The organism is Burkholderiales bacterium, assembly GCA_036262035.1.
Lineage (GTDB): Bacteria > Pseudomonadota > Gammaproteobacteria > Burkholderiales > SG8-41 > JAQGMV01.
Window position 1 is genome coordinate 630,663 of sequence record DATAJS010000013.1, and the last position, 21,323, is coordinate 651,985.

Annotated in this window: 21 protein-coding genes; 11 read left to right on the top strand and 10 right to left on the bottom strand. The window is 67.1% G+C overall.

Translation table 11 applies throughout. The annotated features are described in order from the left end of the window. Nucleotides 1–14: 14 nt before the first annotated feature. Nucleotides 15–896 (top strand): amidohydrolase family protein, encoded by an 882-nt coding sequence (locus VHP37_18415; protein HEX2828334.1) that lies wholly within the window; start codon nucleotides 15–17, stop codon nucleotides 894–896. Here the strand turns inward: VHP37_18415 and VHP37_18420 are convergent. The 4 genes from VHP37_18420 to VHP37_18435 form a co-directional block, all read right to left on the bottom strand. After that, nucleotides 893–1,645 (bottom strand): peptidase, encoded by a 753-nt coding sequence (locus tag VHP37_18420; GenBank protein HEX2828335.1) that lies wholly within the window; start codon nucleotides 1,643–1,645, stop codon nucleotides 893–895. The genes VHP37_18415 and VHP37_18420 overlap by 4 nt on opposite strands. Before the next feature lie 148 nt (nucleotides 1,646–1,793). After that, nucleotides 1,794–2,588, bottom strand: a complete 795-nt coding sequence (locus VHP37_18425; GenBank protein ID HEX2828336.1) for a transglutaminase family protein — start codon at nucleotides 2,586–2,588, stop codon at nucleotides 1,794–1,796. After that, nucleotides 2,585–3,523 (bottom strand): alpha-E domain-containing protein, encoded by a 939-nt coding sequence (locus tag VHP37_18430; protein HEX2828337.1) that lies wholly within the window; start codon nucleotides 3,521–3,523, stop codon nucleotides 2,585–2,587. Before VHP37_18430 ends, VHP37_18425 begins: the two co-directional genes overlap by 4 nt. A gap of 13 nt (nucleotides 3,524–3,536) precedes the next feature. Further along, on the bottom strand, nucleotides 3,537–4,937 hold the full coding sequence (locus VHP37_18435; GenBank protein ID HEX2828338.1) for a circularly permuted type 2 ATP-grasp protein: 1,401 nt from the start codon (nucleotides 4,935–4,937) through the stop codon (nucleotides 3,537–3,539). Between the two features lie 174 nt (nucleotides 4,938–5,111). Here VHP37_18435 and VHP37_18440 point away from each other — a divergent pair, with 174 nt between their 5' ends. From VHP37_18440 to VHP37_18460, 5 genes are all read left to right on the top strand, one after another. Next, a complete protein-coding gene (locus VHP37_18440; protein ID HEX2828339.1) occupies nucleotides 5,112–5,669 on the top strand; it encodes a CDP-alcohol phosphatidyltransferase family protein in 558 nt (185 codons plus the stop codon). After that, nucleotides 5,666–6,292 carry a uracil-DNA glycosylase family protein gene (locus VHP37_18445; protein HEX2828340.1) on the top strand — a complete coding sequence of 209 codons (627 nt, stop codon included), beginning with the start codon at nucleotides 5,666–5,668 and terminating at the stop codon, nucleotides 6,290–6,292. Before VHP37_18440 ends, VHP37_18445 begins: the two co-directional genes overlap by 4 nt. A 30-nt stretch (nucleotides 6,293–6,322) precedes the next feature. Next, nucleotides 6,323–7,297 (top strand): tripartite tricarboxylate transporter substrate binding protein, encoded by a 975-nt coding sequence (locus VHP37_18450; protein HEX2828341.1) that lies wholly within the window; start codon nucleotides 6,323–6,325, stop codon nucleotides 7,295–7,297. A 196-nt stretch (nucleotides 7,298–7,493) separates the two neighbouring features. Then, on the top strand, nucleotides 7,494–8,687 hold the full coding sequence (locus VHP37_18455) for a ChaN family lipoprotein (GenBank protein ID HEX2828342.1): 1,194 nt from the start codon (nucleotides 7,494–7,496) through the stop codon (nucleotides 8,685–8,687). Continuing rightward, nucleotides 8,684–10,654: a M1 family aminopeptidase gene (locus tag VHP37_18460; GenBank protein HEX2828343.1), complete on the top strand. Its 1,971-nt coding sequence runs from the start codon at nucleotides 8,684–8,686 to the stop codon at nucleotides 10,652–10,654. The genes VHP37_18455 and VHP37_18460 overlap by 4 nt, the downstream gene beginning before the upstream one ends. Here VHP37_18460 and VHP37_18465 read toward each other — a convergent pair. The 4 genes from VHP37_18465 to VHP37_18480 all read right to left on the bottom strand — a co-directional run bounded on the left by VHP37_18465 (nucleotide 10,648) and on the right by VHP37_18480 (nucleotide 14,500). Beyond that, entirely contained in the window at nucleotides 10,648–10,932 is a 285-nt protein-coding gene (locus VHP37_18465) for a hypothetical protein (GenBank protein HEX2828344.1), read from the bottom strand. The two genes, VHP37_18460 and VHP37_18465, sit on opposite strands and share 7 nt — an antisense overlap. Then, on the bottom strand, nucleotides 10,929–11,405 hold the full coding sequence (locus tag VHP37_18470; GenBank protein HEX2828345.1) for a cupin domain-containing protein: 477 nt from the start codon (nucleotides 11,403–11,405) through the stop codon (nucleotides 10,929–10,931). Before VHP37_18470 ends, VHP37_18465 begins: the two co-directional genes overlap by 4 nt. Beyond that, complete coding sequence (locus tag VHP37_18475; protein ID HEX2828346.1) at nucleotides 11,402–13,315, bottom strand: ATP-binding cassette domain-containing protein; 1,914 nt, start codon at nucleotides 13,313–13,315, stop codon at nucleotides 11,402–11,404. Before VHP37_18475 ends, VHP37_18470 begins: the two co-directional genes overlap by 4 nt. A 213-nt stretch (nucleotides 13,316–13,528) precedes the next feature. Further along, complete coding sequence (locus VHP37_18480) at nucleotides 13,529–14,500, bottom strand: tripartite tricarboxylate transporter substrate binding protein (protein HEX2828347.1); 972 nt, start codon at nucleotides 14,498–14,500, stop codon at nucleotides 13,529–13,531. 56 nt (nucleotides 14,501–14,556) lie between these two features. Between VHP37_18480 and VHP37_18485 the strand changes: the two genes are divergently transcribed. Next, entirely contained in the window at nucleotides 14,557–15,705 is a 1,149-nt protein-coding gene (locus tag VHP37_18485; protein ID HEX2828348.1) for a glycine cleavage T C-terminal barrel domain-containing protein, read from the top strand. Between the two features lie 158 nt (nucleotides 15,706–15,863). On the opposite strand, the gene VHP37_18490 is transcribed toward VHP37_18485, so the two are convergent. Continuing rightward, entirely contained in the window at nucleotides 15,864–17,189 is a 1,326-nt protein-coding gene (locus tag VHP37_18490) for an aspartate aminotransferase family protein (GenBank protein ID HEX2828349.1), read from the bottom strand. After that, nucleotides 17,189–18,169 (bottom strand): tripartite tricarboxylate transporter substrate binding protein, encoded by a 981-nt coding sequence (locus VHP37_18495; GenBank protein ID HEX2828350.1) that lies wholly within the window; start codon nucleotides 18,167–18,169, stop codon nucleotides 17,189–17,191. The genes VHP37_18490 and VHP37_18495 overlap by 1 nt, the downstream gene beginning before the upstream one ends. A gap of 234 nt (nucleotides 18,170–18,403) precedes the next feature. Between VHP37_18495 and VHP37_18500 the strand changes: the two genes are divergently transcribed. From VHP37_18500 to VHP37_18515, 4 genes are read left to right on the top strand one after another with little or no spacing between them, the layout of a single operon-like run. Beyond that, nucleotides 18,404–18,886 carry a thermonuclease family protein gene (locus VHP37_18500; GenBank protein HEX2828351.1) on the top strand — a complete coding sequence of 161 codons (483 nt, stop codon included), beginning with the start codon at nucleotides 18,404–18,406 and terminating at the stop codon, nucleotides 18,884–18,886. Between the two features lie 42 nt (nucleotides 18,887–18,928). After that, complete coding sequence (locus VHP37_18505; protein HEX2828352.1) at nucleotides 18,929–19,906, top strand: tripartite tricarboxylate transporter substrate binding protein; 978 nt, start codon at nucleotides 18,929–18,931, stop codon at nucleotides 19,904–19,906. Nucleotides 19,907–19,960: 54 nt separating this feature from the next. Continuing rightward, entirely contained in the window at nucleotides 19,961–20,332 is a 372-nt protein-coding gene (locus VHP37_18510) for a hypothetical protein (protein ID HEX2828353.1), read from the top strand. Next, entirely contained in the window at nucleotides 20,332–21,234 is a 903-nt protein-coding gene (locus tag VHP37_18515; protein HEX2828354.1) for a TauD/TfdA family dioxygenase, read from the top strand. The genes VHP37_18510 and VHP37_18515 overlap by 1 nt, the downstream gene beginning before the upstream one ends. Nucleotides 21,235–21,323 lie beyond the last annotated feature (89 nt).

Consider the following 21,323-nt stretch of genomic DNA (forward strand, 5'->3'; position numbering starts at 1 on the left):
CCGCGGAGGGGGAAGTGATATGGTCCGGACCGGGTGCGGCACGCCGCATCCGTCCGGAGCAGACCGACATCGCGCGCCGCGCGGAGATGCTGGCGCACGCCGGCATCGACACGCAGATCCTCAGGCTGCAGAACGTCAGCGGTATCGATTCGTTCGAGGCGGCGCAGGGCCTGGAGATCGCGCAGGCGGCGAACGAGGAGATCGCGGCCATCGCGGCGCGCTATCCGGGCCGCTTCATTCCGTACGCAGCCGTGCCGATGCGCGACGTGGCGGGGGCCGTGACCGAGCTCGAGCGCGCCGTGACCACGCTCGGCCACCGCGGCGTCGGCATCTCGGTCGCGGTCGACGGCAAGCCGCTCGATCACCCCGATTTCGCCCCGCTGTTCGAGGCCGCCGACCGGCTCGGGGTGCCGATGCTGATCCTGCCGAACCATCCCTCGCTCATCGATGAGTGCGTCGCGCCGTACAACTGGCTCACCGGCGCGTTCGGCTTTCAGGTGGATCTGTCGCTCGTCGCGCTCCGCCTGCTCTCCGCCGGTGTGCTCGACCGCCATCCGGGCCTGCGGGTGATACTCGCGAACCTCGGCGGCGTCTTCCCGTTCATCGTCGAGCGGCTCGATCAATACTGGGAACGGGTGCACGCGGCTGCAAGGCCGCTGCCGGTCGCGCCGACCGAAGCGCTGCGCAGGTTCTATCTGGAGACGGCCTCGGCCCATCCGGCAGCGATCCGCATGACCGCGGAAGTCATCGGCGTCGACAGGCTCGTCTTCGGCAGCGACTATCCGTCTTTCGATTTCGCACGAGCCGTCGAGATCGTCAGGAACTGCGGCCTGCCGCCCGAGCAGATCGAGAGGGTGCTGAGCGGCAACGCGAAGCGGCTGATCGACCCCGATTAGGACGAAGGCTCGTCGACCCAGGGGACCGGCGGCACCTCCATGAACGCGTGTTTCAAGCCGGCCGACCAGATGGCGGTCAGCGCCGTGACGTACTTGTCGCCGGGCATGAAGCGGCGCTTGAGCGTCACCTTGCACGCATCGCGCTCGTAGACCAGCAGATCGATCGGCAGTCCCACGCTGAGGTTCGAGCGCATCGTCGAATCGAAAGACACCATGAACGCCTTGGCGACTTCCTTCATCGGCGTGTCGAATTTCACCACGCGGTCGATGACGGGCTTGCCGTACTTGGTCTCACCGATCTGGAAGTAGTTCGTCTGGGGCGTCGCCTCGATGAAATTGCCTTCCGGATAGATGCGGTAGAGACGCGGCGTCTTGCTGCCGATCTGTCCGCCCACGATGAAGCTGCAGTCGATGTCGACGCCGCTCTCCCGCACCGAGTGGTTGCGGGCCGTGACCTCACGCAGCGTCGATCCGACGAGCTCGGCGACGTCGTACATCTGCGGCATGCGCAGGATGCCGCCGTCCAGCGCTTCGCCCTTCTCGTTCTTCGAGCGCATCTTGAGCAGCGCGACCACGCTCTGCGTGGTGGACAGATTGCCGGACGACAGCAGCACGACGACGCGATCGCCGACGGCTTCCCATACCATCATCTTGCCGTAGGTCGCGATATTGTCCGCGCCGGCGCTGGTGCGTGAATCGGAGGCGAAAACGATGCCCTCCTCGACGAGGGCGGCGACACAGTACGTCATTGGGCGATGTGGCGTGCAGGAAAGGTGCCGATGTTACTCCCGATTGCCGCGCCAGCGGCGATCGATAGGACGTAGCGCCGCCAGGCGCATAAGCGCGCCTTTGCGCGGGGAGGCGCGGCTTCAGCTGCGCCGACCAGCGGCGTGGAAGTTACTGCGGAGTCACGACCGCGTGGGCCGACAGGCTCTCCATTCCCCCGCCGGTCCTGACGCCTCGTACGGGTGAGGCTTCGAGGTAATCCGCGCCGATCGCGAGCCGGATATGGTGAGCGCCCGCGGGCCGGCCGTTCGTGATGTCGAAGCTGCGCCAGCGGTCGACCACCCACGCCTCGGCCCACGCGTGGCTCGCGACCGCGCTTTCCACGTGCCCCGCGGAGTAGATGTAGCCCGAGACGTAGCGCGCGGGAATGCCGAGATAGCGGCAGCACGCGATGAAGACGTGCGCGTGATCCTGGCACACGCCGTTGCCCGCAGCGAAGGCTTCGCCCGCCGTCGAATGCACTTCGGTCACGCCGGGCTGGAAAGGAAGGCGCCCGAGTATCGCGCCCGCGATGTCGCGCAGGCCCGTCAGCGTTCCGGCGCGCCTGCGGAACTGCTCGGCGAACTCGACGAGCGCGGCGTCGGCGTACGTGAGCGCCGTGGGACGGAGGAAGAGCAGCGGCGAGAGCCTGGGCTCGTCGTCGTACTGCTCGTCGACGGCCGACGAGGTCTCGACGACGCCGCTCGAGCGGATGACGATCTCCTCGACCGGCTTGTCGATCGTCAGCACGTGCAGGATGTTGCCGTAGCCGTCGGAGAGCTCGAGCGGCCGCGCCGGCGTGTCGAGCCGCCATTCGAGCACGCGCTGCCGATGGCTGGTCCGCGGCACGAGCCGCAAGTACTGGGTGCTGTAGCGCACCGGGTGCTCGTAGGTGTAGTGCGTCGTATGGTCGATCGAGATTCTCATAGCGCTCCCAGGTAGGCGCGCTGGATGCGCAAGCCGAGCTCGTTGATGTCCTCGAGGAAATCGGTGAGGTACTCGTGCAGCCCGCCGCCGAAGATCTCCTCGATGTCGCCGTGCACGAGCCGCGCCTGGAGCTCTGCGGCGAGGCGCTTCGCCGGCTGGTCGTTCTGTCCGCGCACGCGATCGAGCGCCTGCATGATCTGCTCGAGGCACGCCGCGAGCGAGCGCGGCATGCGCCGGTCGAGGATGAGGAGCTCGGCGACGTTGATGGGGCGGATCTGGTCGCGGTAGATGATGCGGTAAGTCTCGAAGCTCGACACCGATCTGAGCAGCGCCGCCCACTGGTAGTAATCGAGCGCGCCCCCCACGTCCTCCACGCGCGGCAGCAGGATGTGGTATTTCACGTCGAGGATGCGCGCGGTGTCGTCGGCGCGCTCGATGAACGTGCCCAGCCGCGAGAAGTTGAACGCCTCGCCCCGCATAATGGTTCCATACGTGACGCCTCGGAAGAGGTGCGAGCGCTCCTTCACCCAGTCGAAGAAGCGCGTCGCGTCGGGGCCTTCCAGGTTCTCGCGCTTGAAGCTCGCGAGCTCGATCCAGGTCGCGTTCAGCGTCTCCCACATCTCCGACGTGATCTGCCAGCGCACCGCATGCGCGTTGTCGCGGGCGAGCCGGATGCAGGTGTAGATGCTCGACGGATTGGTCTCGTCGAGCGCCATGTAGTCGATCAGCGTCTGCAGCGACACGACCTCGTGGCGTTCGAAGAAGCCGCGCGTCGACGCGGTGATGGTGAGCGGCGCGAGGAGGTTCTGCTGCTGCGTCTCGGGCGTGCTGCAGAGGACGACGTTGGAGGTCACGCCGAGGATGCGCGCCATGTTCTCGGCGCGCTCCATGAAGCGCGACATCCAGTAGATCAGATCGCCGACGCGCGAGAGCATCAGGCCCCCGCCGTCACGCGGTCACCCACGTGTCCTTGGTCCCTCCGCCCTGCGACGAATTCACCACGAGCGAGCCTTCGTTGAGCGCGACGCGGGTGAGACCGCCGGGCACCAGCTTGCACTCGCGTCCGCACAGCACGAACGGCCGCAGGTCGACGTGGCGCGGTGCTACGCCGTTCTGCACGAAGGTCGGACACGTCGAGAGCGAGAGCGTGGGCTGCGCGATATAGTTCGCGGGATGGGACTGGATGCGCTGCCTGAACTCTTCGATCTGCTCGCGCGACGCGGTGGGCCCGATCAGCATGCCGTAGCCGCCCGAGCCCTGCACTTCCTTCACCACGAGCTCCGGCAGGCGCTCGAGCGCGTACGCGAGGTCCTCGGGCTTGCGCAGCTGCCAAGTCGGCACGTTGCGCAGTATCGGCTCCTCGCCGAGATAGAAGCGGATCATCTCGGGCACGTACGGATAGGTCGACTTGTCGTCGGCGACTCCGGTGCCGATCGCGTTGGCGATACCGACGTTGCCCGCCCGATACGCGGCGAGCAATCCCGGCACGCCGAGCACCGAATCGGGACGGAAGGCGAGCGGATCGAGGAACGGATCGTCGAGTCGGCGATAGATCACGTCGACGCGCTGGTGGCCGCTCGTGGTGTGCATGTAGATCTGCGCGTCCCTGACGAAGAGGTCGGCCGCCTCCACGAGCTCGACACCCATCTGCTGCGCGAGGAAGGCGTGCTCGAAATACGCGCTGTTGTACTGGCCGGGCGTGAGCACGACGACCGTCGGCTCGCGCACCCCCTGCGGCGCGTTGTTGCGCAAGGCTTCCAGCAGGAGCTGCGGGTAGTGCTCGACCGGCCGCACGTTGTACTGCTCGAAGAGCTCGGGGAACAGCCGCATCATCATGCGGCGGTTCTCGAGCATGTACGAAACGCCCGACGGGGTGCGCAGATTGTCCTCGAGCACGTAATATTCGCCGTCGTCGTTGCGGACGATGTCGATCCCGGCGATGTGGCAGTAGACGTCGTTGGGCACGTTCACGCCGACCATCGCGACCTGGTAGGCCTCGTGCGTGAGCACGTGCTCGGCCGGAATGACGCCGGCGCGCAGAATGTCCTGGCCGTGGTAGATATCGTGCAGGAAACGGTTGAGCGCGGTCACGCGCTGCTTGACCCCGCGCTCGAGCACGTCCCACTCGTCGACCGGAATGATGCGAGGGATGGCGTCGAACGGGATCAGGCGCTCGCTGCCGGCTTCGTCGCCGTAGACCGCGAACGTGATGCCGACGCGATGGAACAGCAGATCGGCTTCGCGCCGCTTCTCCTCGACGACGTCGGGCGGCATGGTGGAGAGCCAGCGCTCGAGCGCCGCGTAGTGACCGCGGATCTCGCCGGGCTTGCCGTACATCTCGTCGTACATCGTCTCCGCCCTTTTTCGGCGCGTCTCGCGTGATCGAGACGCCTTTTGAGCAAGGCTTATGCCAGAGACAAAAAGTTCGCCCCGTCCGATGCTCGAGAGCAGCCGCACCGCGCGCCGGCACCATCGCGGTGCGCACGGCACCATAGCTGCAGTCTAGCGGATTCGCGATCGGCCATGCTCAACATCCCGAACCTCATCACGATCTTGCGCCTCGCGCTGGTGCCGCTGCTCGCGTGGCTGCTGCTGGAGCGCAGCTATGGCGGGGCGATCGCGGTCTTCAGTGCGGCGGCGCTGAGCGATGCGCTCGACGGCTACATCGCACGGCGCTACGCGCTCGCGTCCCGGCTCGGCGCGACGCTCGACCCGGTGGCCGACAAGGTCGCGATGTTCACGGCCGCGGTGCTGCTCGCGTGGCAGCGCGAGCTTCCGCTGTGGCTCGGCTGCGCGATCGTGCTGCGCGACGTCGTGATCGTCGGCGGAGTCATTGCGTACCGCGCCATCATCGGGGCACTCGAGATGACGCCTACCCGACTTTCGAAGGTGAACACCACGCTCGAGTTCGCCGTCCTGCTCTTGACCATGGCGGTTGCGGCGGGCTGGCCGGCGCGCGGTGCCTGGCTCGATGCGTGCTTCGTCGTGGTGGGAGTGACCGTCGTGCTCTCGGGCGTGCAGTACGTGTGGGTGTGGGGACGCAAGGCCGCGACGAAGCACGACCGGCGGGTGAAGACATGACGCGAGCCGCGCAAGGCGCGCTGCTCGCCCACCAGGACGTGCTCGCGCGCTGCCGGCGCTGCCCGCGCATGCAGAGCACGCCCGTCATCGGCAACCCGGTGCTGTCCAAAGTGCTGCTCGTCGGCCAGGCGCCGGGACCGAAAGAGCCTGCGATCGGCAAGCCGTTCGCATGGACTGCGGGCAAGCAGCTCTTCAAGTGGTTCGGCGGCATCGGTCTCGACGAACAAGGGTTCCGCGGCCGCGTCTACATGGCGGCGGTGTGCCGCTGCTTTCCCGGCAAGCGCCCGACCGGCGGCGATCGCGTGCCCGATCCCGACGAAGTGGCGAACTGCGCGTCGTGGCTGGACGCGGAGTTCGCGCTGTTGAAGCCGAAGCTCGTCATTCCGGTCGGCAAGCTCGCGATCGCGCAGTTCATGCCGGTCGACAAGCTCGACGGCGTGGTCGGCAAGCTCCATCGCGGCAAGCGCAACGGCCTTTCCTTCGATCTCGCTCCACTGCCCCATCCGTCCGGCGCGTCGACCTGGCAGCACGTGGAGCCGGGGAAGACCTTGCTCCGGCACGCGCTCGCGCTGATCGCAGCGCATCCTGCCTGGCAGGCGTGCATCTCACGGCGCGTACGCTAGACTCGCTGCACAACACCGAGGAGGAAGAGAATGGCAATGCACAAGGTTGCGTACGCTTCGTGCGCGCTCGTCCTGACGCTCGCTGCCGGCGCCGCTGCCGCGGCACAATCCGTGGAATACCCGACGCGGCCGATACGCTACCTCGTCGGCTTCGCCCCGGGCGGCATCAACGACATCATGGCGCGCATCGTCGGGCAGAAGCTGCACGAAGCGTGGGGACAGCAGGTCATCGTCGACAATCGCCCCGGCGCGGGCGGGAACCTCGCCGCGGAGCTGCTCGCGCGGTCGACGCCGGACGGCTACACCTTCATGAACATCAGCACGGCGCACGCGATCTCGCAAACCCTGTACACGCGTCTCAACTACAAGCTCGAGCGCGATCTCACGCCGGTCGTGGTGCTCGGCAACTCACCGCTCATCATGGTCGTCAACGCCGGGCTGCCGGTGAAGACCGTGCCGGAGCTCGTCGAGCTCGCCAAGAAGCGCAAGCTCATCTACGCCTCGGGCGGCGCCGGCGTCATCAGTCACCTCGGCATGGAGATGTTCAAGGTCGCGGCGAAGATCGACGTCACGCACGTGCCGTTCAAGGGCGTCGGACCGGCGGTGCCGGCGCTGATGTCGGGCGAAGCGCACATGATGATGAACGCGATTCCCGAGCTGCTGCCGTACACCAAGGACGGAAAGCTGCGCGTCATCGGCTCGCTCACCGAGAAGCGCCACCCCTTCATTCCGGACGTGCCGACCTTCATCGAGCAGGGCTACAAGGACTTCGTGATGGGCAACTGGACCGGCATCGTCGCGCCGGCCGGCACGCCCAAGGCGATCGTCGACAAGCTCTCGACCCAGATCACCAAGATCATCCGTGCCCCCGAGATGAGCAAGAAGCTGCTGGACATGGGCGTCGACCCGCTGGGCGGGACGCCGGCGGAGTTCGGCAAGCTGATCCACTCGGAGACGATTCGTTTCGGGAAGGCGGTGCGCGATTCGGGAGCGAAGGCCGACTGAGGATCAAAGCAGGTAGGGACAAGGACGCGAAGGGAAACAAAGGGCGCAAAGAAAGGCCGATTACTCGAAAAGCAAAAGCAGACCAAGGTGAAGGGCAAGGAGGGCAAGCGGCTCAAAGGTCGATCGTGGTGACGCTTCGGCCGGGACCGCTGAGGGCGCGGCAGTATACTGGCCTCCCGCCCCATGCAGCGCCCACATGAATCTCAAAGCCCTTCCCGCGGTCCTGCTTGCGAGTGCGCTCGGCATCGCGTCCCACGCCGCTGAAGCTGCGACTCCGAAACCGGCCTGCCTCGCCCCTGCGAAGTGGTACGCGCTCGACGCGGCGAAACCGCGCGCGATCGACGAAGCGAAGATCGTCGCGGAGATGGCCCAGCGCGACGTGGTCCTGCTCGGCGAGCATCACGACGAGAACGACCATCACCAGTGGCAGCTCCACACGCTCGCCGCGCTGCACGCGGTGCGTCCCGACATGGTGATCGGCTTCGAAGCGTTCCCGCGACGCGTGCAGCCGGTGCTCGATCGATGGGTCGCCGGCGAGCTCGATCCCGCGCGTTTCCTGCGCGAGGTCGAATGGGAGAAGGTGTGGAACCTGCCACCCGATCTCTATATGCCGCTCTTCCAGTTCGCGCGCATCAAGCGCATCCCGATGGTCGCGCTGAACGTCGAGAAGTCGCTCACCGAAGCGATCGCCGCCAAAGGCTGGGATGCGATCGACTCGAAGCAGCGTGAAGGCGTGTCGCGCGCGGCGCCGCCTGTCGCGGAGTACGAAGAGCACCTGTTCAACGTGTTCAAGGAGCACGGCGCTGCGCGCAGCGGCAAGGGCACGCTCGACAAGAGCGACCGTCGCTTTCGCAACTTCGTCGAAGCGCAGGGCACGTGGGACCGCGCGATGGCCGAAGCGCTCGCCGCGCGCGTGAAGCGGGAGGGCAACACCCGACCGCTCGCCGTCGGCATCATGGGCGCCGGCCACGTGCGCGGAGGCTACGGCGTGGCGCATCAGCTGCGCGACCTCGGCGTAACGCGCGTCGGCACCCTGCTGCCGCTCGACGCCACCGCCGAATGCGCCGACATCAAGACCGCAATGGCCGACGCGGGGTTCGTGCTGCCGGCGGTGCCGCGCAGCGCGCTGCCTCCGCCGCGCCTCGGGGTGCGGCTCGAGCTCAAGGACAAGTCGGTGACCATCGCGAACATCGAGAAAGGCAGCCTCGCCGAGAAGAGCGGCCTCAATGCCGGCGACGTGGTCCTCATGGTCGCAGGCACGCCCGCGGTATCGATCGCCGATGTGGTCGGCGCGGTGCGCAGCTCGCCGCCCGGCACGTGGCTGCCGCTGCAGGTGAGGCGCGGCACGAGCACGCTGGACCTCGTCGTCAAGTTCCCGCCCAGGGCATGAGCGCGCTCGCGCGCGCGCTGTGCGCGTGCGTTCTGCTCGCGGCCGCCGCTCTCGCGAGCGCGGCCGATCTCGCGCTCACGGTCGATCTCGATCCTTCGACTCGCAGATTCGCGGCGACCGCCGAGCTCATCTCCCCGGGTCCGTTCGCATTCACGCTGCATCCGTCGCTGAACGTCGAGGGGATCGGTATCGACGGCCGGCGCGGCGCCGCTGCGCGCGGCAGCCGCGGCGAATGGCGCATCGACGCGCCCAAAGGCTCGAAGCTTCGCATCGCATACGGCGGAACGCTGCCCGCGCTCGAATCCCTCGACCATCGCGCGGTGCTGCAGAACGCGACGCCGATGGCGTCACCCAAAGGCTCTTTTCTCCCGGGGGGCAGCGGCTGGTATCCCGATCCCGGCCGGGCGTTCTCCTACAGCGTGCGCCTCACGCTGCCGCACGATCAGCGCGGCGTGGTCGCGGGCAGCCTCATCGCGGAGCACCGCACGAGCGATCGTTACACCGCGGCGTTCTCGTTCCCGCATCCGGCCGAAGGCATCGATCTCATGACCGGTCCTTACTCGGTGCGCGAGCGCCTGGTGCAGCGTGCCGGCGCGCCGCCGCTGCGCCTGCGCACGTACTTCTATCCGGACCTCGACGCGCTCGCCGACGGTTATCTCGACGACACCGCACGCTATATCGCGCTGTACTCGGATGCGATCGGGCCCTATCCGTTCGACGGCTTCTCCATCGTCGCGAGCCCCCTGCCCACCGGCTTCGGCATGTCGACGCTCACCTATCTCGGCGCGCAGGTGCTGAAGCTGCCGTTCATACGCGGCACCTCGCTCGGCCACGAAGTGCTGCACAACTGGTGGGGCAACGGGGTGCGCGTCGATTACGCGCAGGGCAACTGGAGCGAAGGCCTGACGACGTTCATGGCCGACTACTTCTACAAGGAGCGCGACTCGGACAAGGCCGCGCGCGAGATGCGTCTTTCATGGCTGCGCGATTTCGCCGCGGTGCCCGACGGCCGCCATCTCGCCCTCGCCGAGTTCCGCTCGCGCACGCACGGCGCCGCAGCGGCGGCGGGTTACGGCAAGTCGGCGATGGTTTTCCTGATGGTGCGCGACGCGATCGGAGAAGAGGCTTTCGGGCGCGCGCTGCGCGCGTTTTATGCAGAACACAAGTTCAGGGCTGCGGGCTGGGACGACCTGCGCGCCGCGTTCGAGCGCGCGAGCGGGCGCCGTCTCGTGCCGTTCTTCGATCAATGGCTCGAGCGGCGCGGCGGACCCGACATCGCCATCGCCGAAGCGCGGGGACGGTCGCAGACGCTCACGCTGACCTTCACGCAGAGCGCGCCCGCGTACGCGCTCGACGTGCCGGTCGAGATCGAAGGCTTGGGTCGGCGCGAGACGCGCCGGATACACATCGAGCGCGCACGCCAGGACGTGCAGGTCGACCTGCCGTTCGTTCCGGAGCGCGTGCGGCTCGATCCGGAGCTTCGCGTATGGCGCAGGCTCGATGCATCGGAGCTCTCGCCGATACTGCGGCAATGGATCATCGCGCGCGCGCCGCGCATCGCGATCGTGAGCAACGACGGGGGGAACGCGGCGCGCGGCGTCGCCGAGGCTTTCTTCGAGAACCGGCCGCAGGTCGTGACGCTCGACGCAGCGAAGTCCTCGCGCGAGCCGCTGCTCATCGCCGGGCTGCATGCCGACGTCGACGCGGCGCTCGCGCGGCTCGGCCTGCCGCCGCGTCCGAGAGAGCTCGCGGGCCGCGGCACGGCAGCGGCATGGACGATCCACGCCGCCGCTGCGCCGATCGCGGTGCTTTCGGCACAGAACGTCGAAGCGCTCGCGGCGACCGCGCGCGCGCTTCCCCACCTCGGGGCGCAGAGCTATCTGGTATTCGAAGGGGCGCGCGTCATCGACCGCGGTATCTGGCCCGCACCGGGGCGCGTGGTGCACGTGGTGCGCACGCCTCAATAAGGCCGCTGGTGCCCCCACCAGGTCACGTAGCTCGCGAGCTCGTACAGGATCTGCGCGATCGGATAGTCGCTGAGCTCCCGGCTGGTGATCAGGCCGAAGTTCAGGCTGTCTTTCTCGCCCTGCGACGGGCAGCGCCCGCCTCGCGTCATGTTGTGCACCGCTTCGAGCTGCACCCTCACCGTCTCGATCACGTTGTCGTCGGGCGCGCGTTCGGCCATCGCCGCGAGCTCGCCGCGCGCCCTCTGGAGCTCCGCGTCGAACTCCTCGAAGGTGTTCACGCGTACGGCGTCCCGTCCTTGTGCGTGAACCTCCACGCGCCGTCGACCATCGCGGCCCGGATGTCGTCGTCCGGATAGACGGCGGCGTCGCCCGGCGTGCGGTCGCCGACTTCGAGGAACACCACGTCGCGTTGCGTGCGATTGACGAGATGGTGCGCGGTGCCGCCCGCCTTGAAACCCGCGCACATCCCGGGTTCGAGCGCCGTCTCGCCTTCGTCGGTGACGAGCACCGGCGCGCCTTCGAGGATGTAGACGAACTCGTCCTGCTTGGTATGCGAGTGGCGCAGCGCGGAGGAGCCGCCGGGCGCGAGACGCGTGAGGTTGACGCCGAAGTTGGTCAGTCCGAAGACGTCGCCGAGCACGCGCTTCTCGCGGGCTTCCATGCGCGCCGCGTAAGGCTCGGGATAGTTCGACTTGCGTGCGCGCGGTGCGGCGTTGCGCGCGACGATCGCGGCGGGTTTGTGGTCGTTCACGAGACCTCTCCTATCTCTTCGAGCTCCGCCGAGACTTCGAGCCAGCGGTGCTCCGCTTCGTCGATGAGCCGCGTCAGCTCGGTCTGGCGCAGCGCCAGCCCCTTGAGCTTATCCGGATCGGGACTCTCGTAGAAAGACGGATCGGCGAGCGATTCGTCGATCTCGCGTTTCTCGTCGTGCCAGCCCGCGAGCCTCGTCTCGAGCGATTCCGCTTCCTTCATGAGCGGGCGCCTGCGCGCGAGCTTCGCCTGACGGTCCGCGGCTGCGGCGGCGCGGGCTTCCTTGCGGGCGGCTTTGTCGGCGCTCTGATTGGCGTCGACGCGCGCCGCCGCCTGCGCTTCCCTGCGCGCGGCGAGCCATTCGAGGTAATCGTCGAGGTCGCCGTCGTATTCGCGGGCGTCACCGTCGGCGACCAGCACGAAGCCGTCGCACACCGTGCGCAGCAGCGCGCGATCGTGCGACACCAGCACGAGGCTGCCTTCGTACTCGGCGAGCGCGACCGTGAGCGCGTGGCGCATCTCGAGGTCGAGATGGTTCGTCGGCTCGTCGAGGAGCAGCAGGTTGGGCCGCTTGCGCACGAGCAGCGCGAGCGCGAGACGCGATTTTTCCCCGCCGGAAAAAGGACCGACCGGCGAGTCGGCCATCGCGCCGCGGAAGTCGAAGCCGCCGAGATAATCGCGCAGGTCCTGCTCGCGGGTGTTCGGCTCGGCGCGCACGAGGTGCCGGATCGGCGATTCGCTCTCGCGCAACTGCTCGAGCTGATGCTGCGCGAAGTAGCCGATCGCGAGGCCCTTGCCTTCGTGGCGATGACCGTCCGCCGGCGGCAGCTCGCCGGACAACAGCTTCACCAGCGTCGACTTGCCCGCGCCGTTGGGACCGAGGAGGCCGATGCGCGCGCCGGGGCGCAGCGTGAGGTTCACGTCGCGCAGCACGACGCGCTCGCCGTACTTCGCTCGTGCCGAGTCGAGCGCGAGCAGCGGATCGGGCGCACGCTCGGGCTCGCGGAAGTGAAAATCGAAAGGCGCGTCGACGTGCGCCGGAGCGACGTGCTCCATGCGGTCGAGCGCTTTGAGGCGGCTCTGCGCCTGCCGCGCCTTGGTCGCCTTGGCGCGGAAGCGCTCGATGAAGCGCTCGAGATGGGCGATCTCGCGCTGCTGCTTGTCGTACATCGCCTGCTGCACCGCGAGCTGCGCGGCGCGCTGCTCTTCGAATGCGGTGTAGTTGCCGGTGTAGAGCGTGAGGCGCTGCGCGGCGATGTGAGCGACGTGGGTCACCACGCCGTCGAGGAAGTCGCGATCGTGCGAGACGAGGAGCAGCGTGCCGCGATAGCTCGCGAGCCAGCGCTCCAGCCACACGATCGCGTCGAGATCGAGGTGGTTGGTCGGCTCGTCGAGGAGCAGGAGGTTCGAGCGCGCGATCAGCGCCTGGGCGAGGTTGAGACGCATGCGCCAGCCGCCGGAGAAGCTCGCGACCGGCCGCGACATCTCGTCGTCGGAGAAACCGAGACCCGAGAGCAGCGACGCGGCGCGGGCGCGCGCGCTGTAGCCTTCGATCTCCTGCAACCGCGCATGGAGCTCGCCCACGCGGACGCCGTCGTGCGCCGCTTCGGCCTGCCGGAGGTCGCGCTCGATGTCGCGAAGCTCGGTGTCGCCGTCGAGCACGTGTTCGATCGCGGGCGTGTCGAGCGCGGGCGTCTCCTGGGCGACCGAGGCGATGCGCCAGGCCTGAGGCAGCTCGCAATCGCCGCGGTCGGGATGAAGCTCGCCGCGCAGCATCGCGAAAACGCTCGACTTGCCGGTGCCGTTCGCGCCGACGAGACCGACGCGCCAGCCGTCGTGGATCTGGAGATTCGCGTCTTCGATGAGCCGCCGCGCGCCGCGGGCGAGGGAGAGGTTACGGAACTGGATCACTGGTTCACTTCGACTTCAACGCCAAAAGCATCAACACGGAGGACACGGAGGAACACGGAGGGCACGGAGGAGTGTCAACGATCAGGCACGCTCGACAGCGACGCACCGAGCGACATTTTATTAGTGCGCAGCCTCCGTGAGTCATGTCCGTCGAATTGTTTTCCTCCGTGCCCTCCGTGGACCTTCGTGACCTCCGTGTTAACGCTTTTGACTTTAATCGGCACGAATCCCGTATTCCTTCACCACCTTCCCCCAGCGCTCCATTTCGGAGACGAGAAACTTCTGCAGCGTCGCCGGATCGGTGGCGCGCAAGTCCATGCCGAGCTGCTCGGTGAGCTGCTTGCGCAGGTCGGGCTGGTTCAAAGCCTTGGTGAGCTCGCCGTGGAACTTGTCGAGCACCGGCTTCGGCGTTCCCGCGGGCGCGAAGATGCCCCACCACGCGAACGATGCAAAGCCGGGAAAACCCTGCTCCGCGAGCGTCGCTACATCCGGCATCGCGTGGGAGCGCTTGTCGCCGGTCGTGGCGACCGCACGCATGCGCCCGCCCGCGACTTGCGGCGAAAGCAGCGCGACCGAGCCGATCGCAAGCTCGATGTGGCCGCCGAGCAGGTCGGTCGTCATCGGACCGCCGCCTTTGTAAGGCACGTGGACGAGCCTGAAGCCGCCCATCTTCTCGACGACGGTGACCGAGAGATGGCCGAGGCTGCCGGCGCCGACCGAGCCGTAGGTGATCGAGCCCGGCTTGGCTTTCGCGGCGGCGATCACGTCCTGGAAGCTCTTGTACGGCCGGTTCGGCAAGGTCGCGATCGCCATCGGCGAAGTCCCGACGAGCATCACCGGCGCGAAGTCCTTCACCGTGTCGAACGGCAGGTTCGAGATCAGGTGCGGGTTGACCGCGTGCGTGTCGAAGACGAAGACGTAGGTGTAGCCGTCGGGCGCGGACTTCGCGGCGATCGCGGTGCCGATCGCGCCCGAGCCGCCGGTGCGGTTGTCGATGACGAACTGCTGGCCGAGCGACGCGGTGAGGCGCTGTCCGAGGAGGCGCGCGAGCGGGTCGACGGTGCCGCCCGGCGGGAACGGCACGATGAAGCGCACCGGCTTGGTCGGCCAGTCGCTGCGCTGAGCGGCGTAACTCGGCACGGTGAGCGCGGCGAGTACGACGAGAATGCGTGACAGCGCATGCATAATGTCTCCTCCGGTCAGTCGTTTGCTTAAGGCTAACACTTCCTCGAGGAGGTTCGATGCAGACGCCGTTCGACATGCGCGCCATTCAGCGCGGCGCGCGCCTCAAGCGCTCACCCTATTTCGAAGCGACTCAGGCGTGGGGTTGCCGCGGCTATACCGTCTACAACCACATGTTCCTGCCGATCGGCTACGACGACCTGGAGCAGGAGTACTGGCGCCTGTTACGCGACGTGACGGTGTGGGACGTGTCGGTCGAGCGCAACGTCGAGATCGGCGGTCCCGACGGCTTCCGCTTCATGAGCCTGCTCACGCCGCGCGATCTGTCGAAGTGCCCGGTGGGGCGCGGCCGTTACGTGCTGCTCACCGACGACGACGGCGGCATCGTCAACGATCCGGTGCTGCTGCGCATCGACGAGAACCGGTTCTGGCTCGCCGCCGCCGACAGCGACATCCTGCTGTGGGCCAAGGGTGTGGCGCGCAACAGCGGCATGGACGTCGAGATCCGCGAGCTCGACGTGGCGCCGATGCAGATCCAGGGACCGAAGTCGCGCGACCTCGTGCAGGGCCTCTTCGGCGAGCGCGTGGGCACGCTCGGCTATTACGAGTTCTTCGAAGCGCAGCTCGACGGCATTCCGCTGATCGTCACGCGCACCGGCTGGACCGGCGAGCTCGGCTACGAGCTCTACCTCCTCGACGTGACGCGCGGCGTCGACCTCTGGAACCGCATCATCGACGCGGGCACGTCCTACGGCATCGCTCCGACCGGCCCTTCGGACATCCGGCGCATCGAAGCGGGAATCTTCAACTACGGCGTCGACATGACGCTCGCCACCAATCCTTACGAGCTCGGCCTGGAGCGCCTCGTGCAGCTCGACAAGGCCGAGGACTTCATCGGCCGCGACGCGCTGCGACGCATCGCTGCGGAAGGCGTGGAGCGCAAGCTCGTGGGCGTCGACATCGCGGGACACCGGCTCGATCTCAACATGACGAAATGGCCGGTGCGCGCCGGCAACGTCCCGCTGGGCGAAGTGACCTCGGCGGTGTACTCGCCGCGGCTCGCGAAGAACATCGGCTACGCGATGCTGCCGATGAGCCACACCGCCATCGGCACGCAAGTGACGGTCGATACCGGTGACGGCGAGCGCCTCGCGACGGTGGTGCCGATGCCGTTCATCGATCCGGCGAAGACCATCGCGAAGAGCTGAACAGCTTAAAAGTCAAAAGCATGAACACGGAGGGCACGGAGGAACTCGGAGGGCACGGAGGAAAACGCCTCGTCGCGAACGCCTTGCTGTAGAGCATTCGAGACCGTCTGCTTTCCTCCGTGTCCTCCGTGAACCTTCGTGCCCTCCGTGTATAAGCTTTAAAGAACTTCTTCGAAAGTACGGTTGAGCTTGTCGATCAGCTCGAAGGCGTGTTTCTCCTCGAAGACGAACGGCGGCGCGATCATGACGTTGTCGCCGTTCTTGCCGTCGACGACCCCGCCCATGGGGTAGCAGATGAGGCCGTGCTCCATCGCCTTGACGCGGATGCGCTCGGAGAGCTGCGCTGACGCCGGGAAAGGCTCTTTGCTCCTGCGATCCTGCACCAGCTCCAGCGCGAGGAAGAGGCCCCGTCCGCGAATGTCGCCGACGTTGCGGTGGTTGCCGAAATGCTCCGACAGCGCGCTCTTGAGCATCCCGCCCATGCGGTTCACGTTCGACAACAGATCGCGCTCGCGCACTTCCTGCTGGACCGCGAGGGCCGCGGCGCACGCCATCGGGTGACCGGTAAACGTATGGCCGTGCATGACCACGTTGGAGCCCGCTTCGATCGCCCTGTGCACCTTGTCGGCGACGAGCAGCGCGCCCAGCGGCAGATAGCCCGCGGATAAACCTTTGGCGAGCGCGATGAAGTCCGGCGCAACGCCTTCCTGCTCGCACGCGTAGCGCGTGCCGGTGCGGCCCATGCCGCACATCACCTCGTCGAGGATGAGCAGCACGCCGTATCGATCGCAGATCTCGCGGATGCGCTTGAAATAACCCGGCACCGGCTCGACGCAGCCGAGGGTCGAGCCGACCACGGTCTCGGCGATGAACGCCGCGACCGAATCCGGACCCAGCTCGAGGATCTTCGCTTCGAGCTCGTCCGCGACGCGGCGGCCGTATTGCTCCGCGCTCTCGCCATCGCGCTGACCGCGATACGCATAGCACGGGGAGATGTGATGGGTCGCGGACAGGAGCAGCGGCTCGAACACCGCGCGCCGCCCGATGTTGCCGCCCGCCGAGAGCGCGCCCGACGTCGTGCCGTGATAGCTCTGCATGCGCCCGATCACGTGGCGCCGCTGCGGCTCGCCTTTCTCGATGTAGTACTGGCGCGCGAGCTTGAGCGCGGCTTCGACCGATTCGGAGCCACCGCAGGTGAACCACGCCTTGGTGAGGCCGCCAGGCGCGCCCGTCACCAGCTCCTCGGCGAGCTGCTCCATGGGCTCGTTGCTGAAGTAGCGGGTGTGCGAGAACGCGAGGCGATCGACCTGTGCGTGGATCGCCGCGCGCACGCGCTCGTTGCTGTGCCCCAGGCACGACACCGCGGCGCCGCCGGAGCCGTCCAGATAACGCCGGCCGCCAGCGTCGACGAGATAGACGCCGTCGCCCTCCACCGCCATGGGAAACTCGGCGTCGAGGCTGTGGCGGTAGAGGGCTTTGGTCATCAGTACGCTTTCGCGCCGCTCGCCTTGACCACCTTCTTCCACTTGTCCAGGTCGGCGACGAGGTACTTGCGGAATTCCTCGGTGGAATTGCCCACGCCCTCGGCGCCCTGGTTGAAGATGATCTTCTGGATCTCGGGCTCCTTGAGGATCTTCACCAGGGTGTCGTGGACCTTGGTCACCAGCGGCGCCGGAAGCTTGGGCGGCGCGAAGACGCCGTACCATCCCGCGACTTCGAAGCCGGGAATGCCGGATTCGGCGACGGTCGGCAGCTCGGGCAGACCGGGCGAGCGTTTGAGCGTCGTCACCGCGAGCGCGCGCAGGCGGCCTTGCCGATGCATCTGCGAGCCGGCGAGCAGCCCCATGAAGTTGAACTGGTACTCCTGTCCGAGCAGGCCGGTCAGCGCAGGGCCGGTGCCCTTGTAAGGGATGTGCGTCGCTTTCACGCCGGTCATCTGCTTGAACAGCTCGCCGGCGAGATGGCCGCCGCTGCCGATGCCCGCGGAGCCGAAGTTCAGATCGCCCTTGTAGTTCCTGGTCCAGTCGAGGAACTCCTTGAAGTTCTTCGGCGGGCTCGAAGGATGGATGACGAGGATCAGTCCTGCCGCCGTGAGCTGCGTGATCGGCGTGAAGTCGTTGATCGGGTGATACGGGAGCTTGGGCAGCAGCGCCGCGTTGATCGTGTGCTGGTGATACGGGAGGAACAGCGTGTAACCATCCGGCGCGGCCTGCGCGGTCAGCTCGGCGGCGAGAACGCCCGAGGCGCTCGCGCGGTTGTCGACGATGACCTGCTGCTTCCAGATCTCGGTCATCCGCGCGCTGAAGAGGCGCGCGAGCTGATCGGTGGTGCCGCCGGGCGCCGCAGGCGTGATGAATCGCACCGGGCGTGAAGGATAGTCGCCGGCGCCGCCTTTCGACTGGGCGAACGCGCCGCCCGACACGACGATCGCGGCGAGCGCGATCGTCAGGTTGCGTAACTTCATGAAATCTCCTCGATGATTGGACTCGCCCGCGAGCGCGGGCTGTTTCGTCTTTAACGTTTGAACTTGAAATTCGGAGCACGGCGGACCGCGCTCCCGCAACGGCGGTGGCTCGAAAGGATACAGCCATGCCGGGCGTTCGCCAAATCGCCTCCTCCCTCTTGTACGTTGCGCCGCACATCGAGATAATCGCGGCCCAGGGAGGACACCTCTATCGCGCCGCGCCGTATCCTGATCGTGCTGTTCGCTCTCGCGGTATCAAAGGCCGCCGGCGCCGCCGAGATCGTCGGCGAGGTGGTCTCGGTCGCCGACGGCGACACGCTCACCGTCCTCGATGGTTCCCGCGAAAAACATCGAATCCGACTGTCGGGCATCGATGCGCCCGAGAAGCGCCAGGCTTACGGCGAGCGCTCGAAGCAGCACCTCGCCACGCTGGTATTCCGCAAGACCGTGCGCGTGGTGTGGGACAAGAAGGACCGCTACGCGCGCATCCTGGGGCGCGTCTTCGCGGCGGAGTGCGAAGCTGCATGCCCCTACACGATCGATGTCGGACTCGAACAGATCAGGGCGGGCCTCGCATGGCACTACCGCCGTTACGCGAAGGAGCAGGCGCCGGCGCAGCGCGAGCGCTACGCCGACAGCGAGCGGCGGGCGCGCGAGCGCCGCGCGGGATTGTGGAGCGACGCGCATCCGGTCGCGCCGTGGGATTTCCGCCACTGAAGCGTCTGCTACCATCGCCTGAGAACGTCCGGAGGAGATCCCATGAGACTGAATCCGTGCTGCGCGGCGCTGTTCGCCGTGTGCGCCGTCGCGCCCGCGTTCGCTGCGCAGAGCGCAGCGGGCGACTATCCCGATCGCCCGATCCGCATCATCGTGCCGCTCGCGCCCGGCGGCGGCAGCGACTACACCGCGCGCTTCATCGGCACGCGCCTCGCGGAGCGCGTGGGACACCCGGTGGTGGTCGACAACCGTCCCGGGGCCTCGGGGATCGTCGGCACCGACCTCGTCGCGAAAGCGAGCCCCGACGGGTACACCCTGCTCCTCGCGTACTCCACCCACGCGCAGAGCGCGCAGCTCTTCAGCCATCTCCCGTACGACCCGATCAAGGACTTCGCGCCGGTGACGATCGTCATCAACACGCCGCTCACGCTGCAGCTCAACCCGTCGGTGCCCGCGAAGACGGTGAAGGAGTTCATCGCGTACGCCAGGCAGAACGAAGGCAAGCTCAACTACGGCTCGTCGGGGCCGGGCAGCTCGCCGCACCTCGCGACCGAGCTCTTCGACTCGATGGCGGGCATCAGGATGACGCACATTCCGTACAAAGGCGTCGGGCCGTACATCACCGCGCAGCTCCAGAACGAGATCCAGTTCTCGTTCGCCAACATGTTCACGACCATGCCGCACTGGAAGTCGGGCCGGCTGCGCCTCGTCGCGACGGGCGGCCTGAAACGCCTCGAAGCGATGCCCGATCTCCCGACGGTCGCCGAATCGGGTTTACCGGGATTCGAAGCGCTGACGTGGTACGGCTTCGTGGCACCGGCGAAGACGCCGCGGGCCATCGTCGCCAAGCTCCAGCAGGAGATCCGGGCGATCACCTTCCTGCCCGACGTGAAGAAGCAATTCGTCGATCAGGGCAACGAGCCGTTCGGCAGCACGCCGGAGGAATTCGCGAAAGTCATGCGCGCCGACGCGGATAAATGGGGCGCAATCGGTAAAAAGCTCGGCGTCAAGCTCGACTGATCCTCGCGCAAAGTGCATGATATTTGCTGCCAGTGTCTCCGACAGGAGGCTCCCATGAAATTCTTGCTCAAATCCATACTCGCAGCCGCGGTTCTGGCGGCCGGCGCCGCAGCAATCCCCGCATATGCCGGCAGCCACGTGCATTTCGGCGTCGGCTTCGGTTTCCCGGTCTACCCGGCGCCCTATTACTACCCGCCGCCCGCGTACTACTATCCGCCGCCGGTTTACGTGCAGCCTGCGCCCGCACCGGTGTACATCGAGCCGCCGCAAGCCGCGGCACCGCCCGCACCGGCCCCGCAGGCGCAGGCCGCGCCGCAGGGCGATCAATACTGGTATTACTGCCCGGATTCGAAGACCTACTATCCGTATGTGAAAAGCTGTTCGAGCGCGTGGCAGCGCGTTCGACCCCAACCCCCGGGAACCTGATGCAAGTCATACCGAGCGGCGCCGCGCTGGCGGCGGAAGTGCGCGGCGTCGATTTTTCGAAGCCGCTGTCGGACGAGGTGAAGGCAGGGCTGCGCCGCGCGTGGGCCGATCACCTCGTCCTGTTGTTTCGCGACCAGGCGATCGACGACGACCAGCTCATCGGCGCTTCGGGCGTGTTCGGACCGCCGCACGCGGCCGCGTCGCGCAAGTACCACCTCGACGTCGGCAAGAAGATCGACGACAAGCACATGATCTCGCGCCACCCCAGCGTGTCGATCATCTCCAACCTCGACGACACCGGGCGCCCGGTGCGCGACAACGGAGGGCTCGGCAGCTTCGAGGTGGTGTGGCACACCGACAACTCGTACGTCGAGGTGCCGCCCGCGGGCAGCATGCTCTATGCGCTCGAGATACCGCCGCCCGGATCCGGCGGAGACACCTCGTTCAGCAACCAGTATCTCGCCTACGAGGAGCTGCCTTCAGAGCTCAAGACAGCGATCGAAGGACGCTCGCAGGTCCACGATTCGAGCCGCAACAGCGCCGGGATACTCAGGCCCGGCGTGAAGCTGCCGACGAAGCCGGAAGAAGTCGAAGGCCCGGTGCATCCGCTGGTGCGCGTCCATCCGGTGACGGGCAAGCGCGCGCTGTACCTCGGACGCCGCCGCGACTGGCCTTCGAACTACATCGTGGGCATGCCCAACGACGAGAGCGAAGCCCTTCTGGATCGGCTGTGGGCGCACGCGACGCAGGAGAAATACGCCTGGACGCACTACTGGCGGGTCGGCGACATCGTGCTGTGGGACAACCGCTGCTGCATGCATTACCGGACCGAGATCGATCTCGCTCACCGGCGGGTCATGCACAGGACGACGATCAAGGGCGAGCCCTTGGTCGGGGTTTAAAACAAAAAGGGCTGCATCTCTGCAGCCCTTTTTCTTTTCGGTGCTCAGTAAACCGCGATAAGGAAGGGAGGTCTCGGAGGGAAACTTTG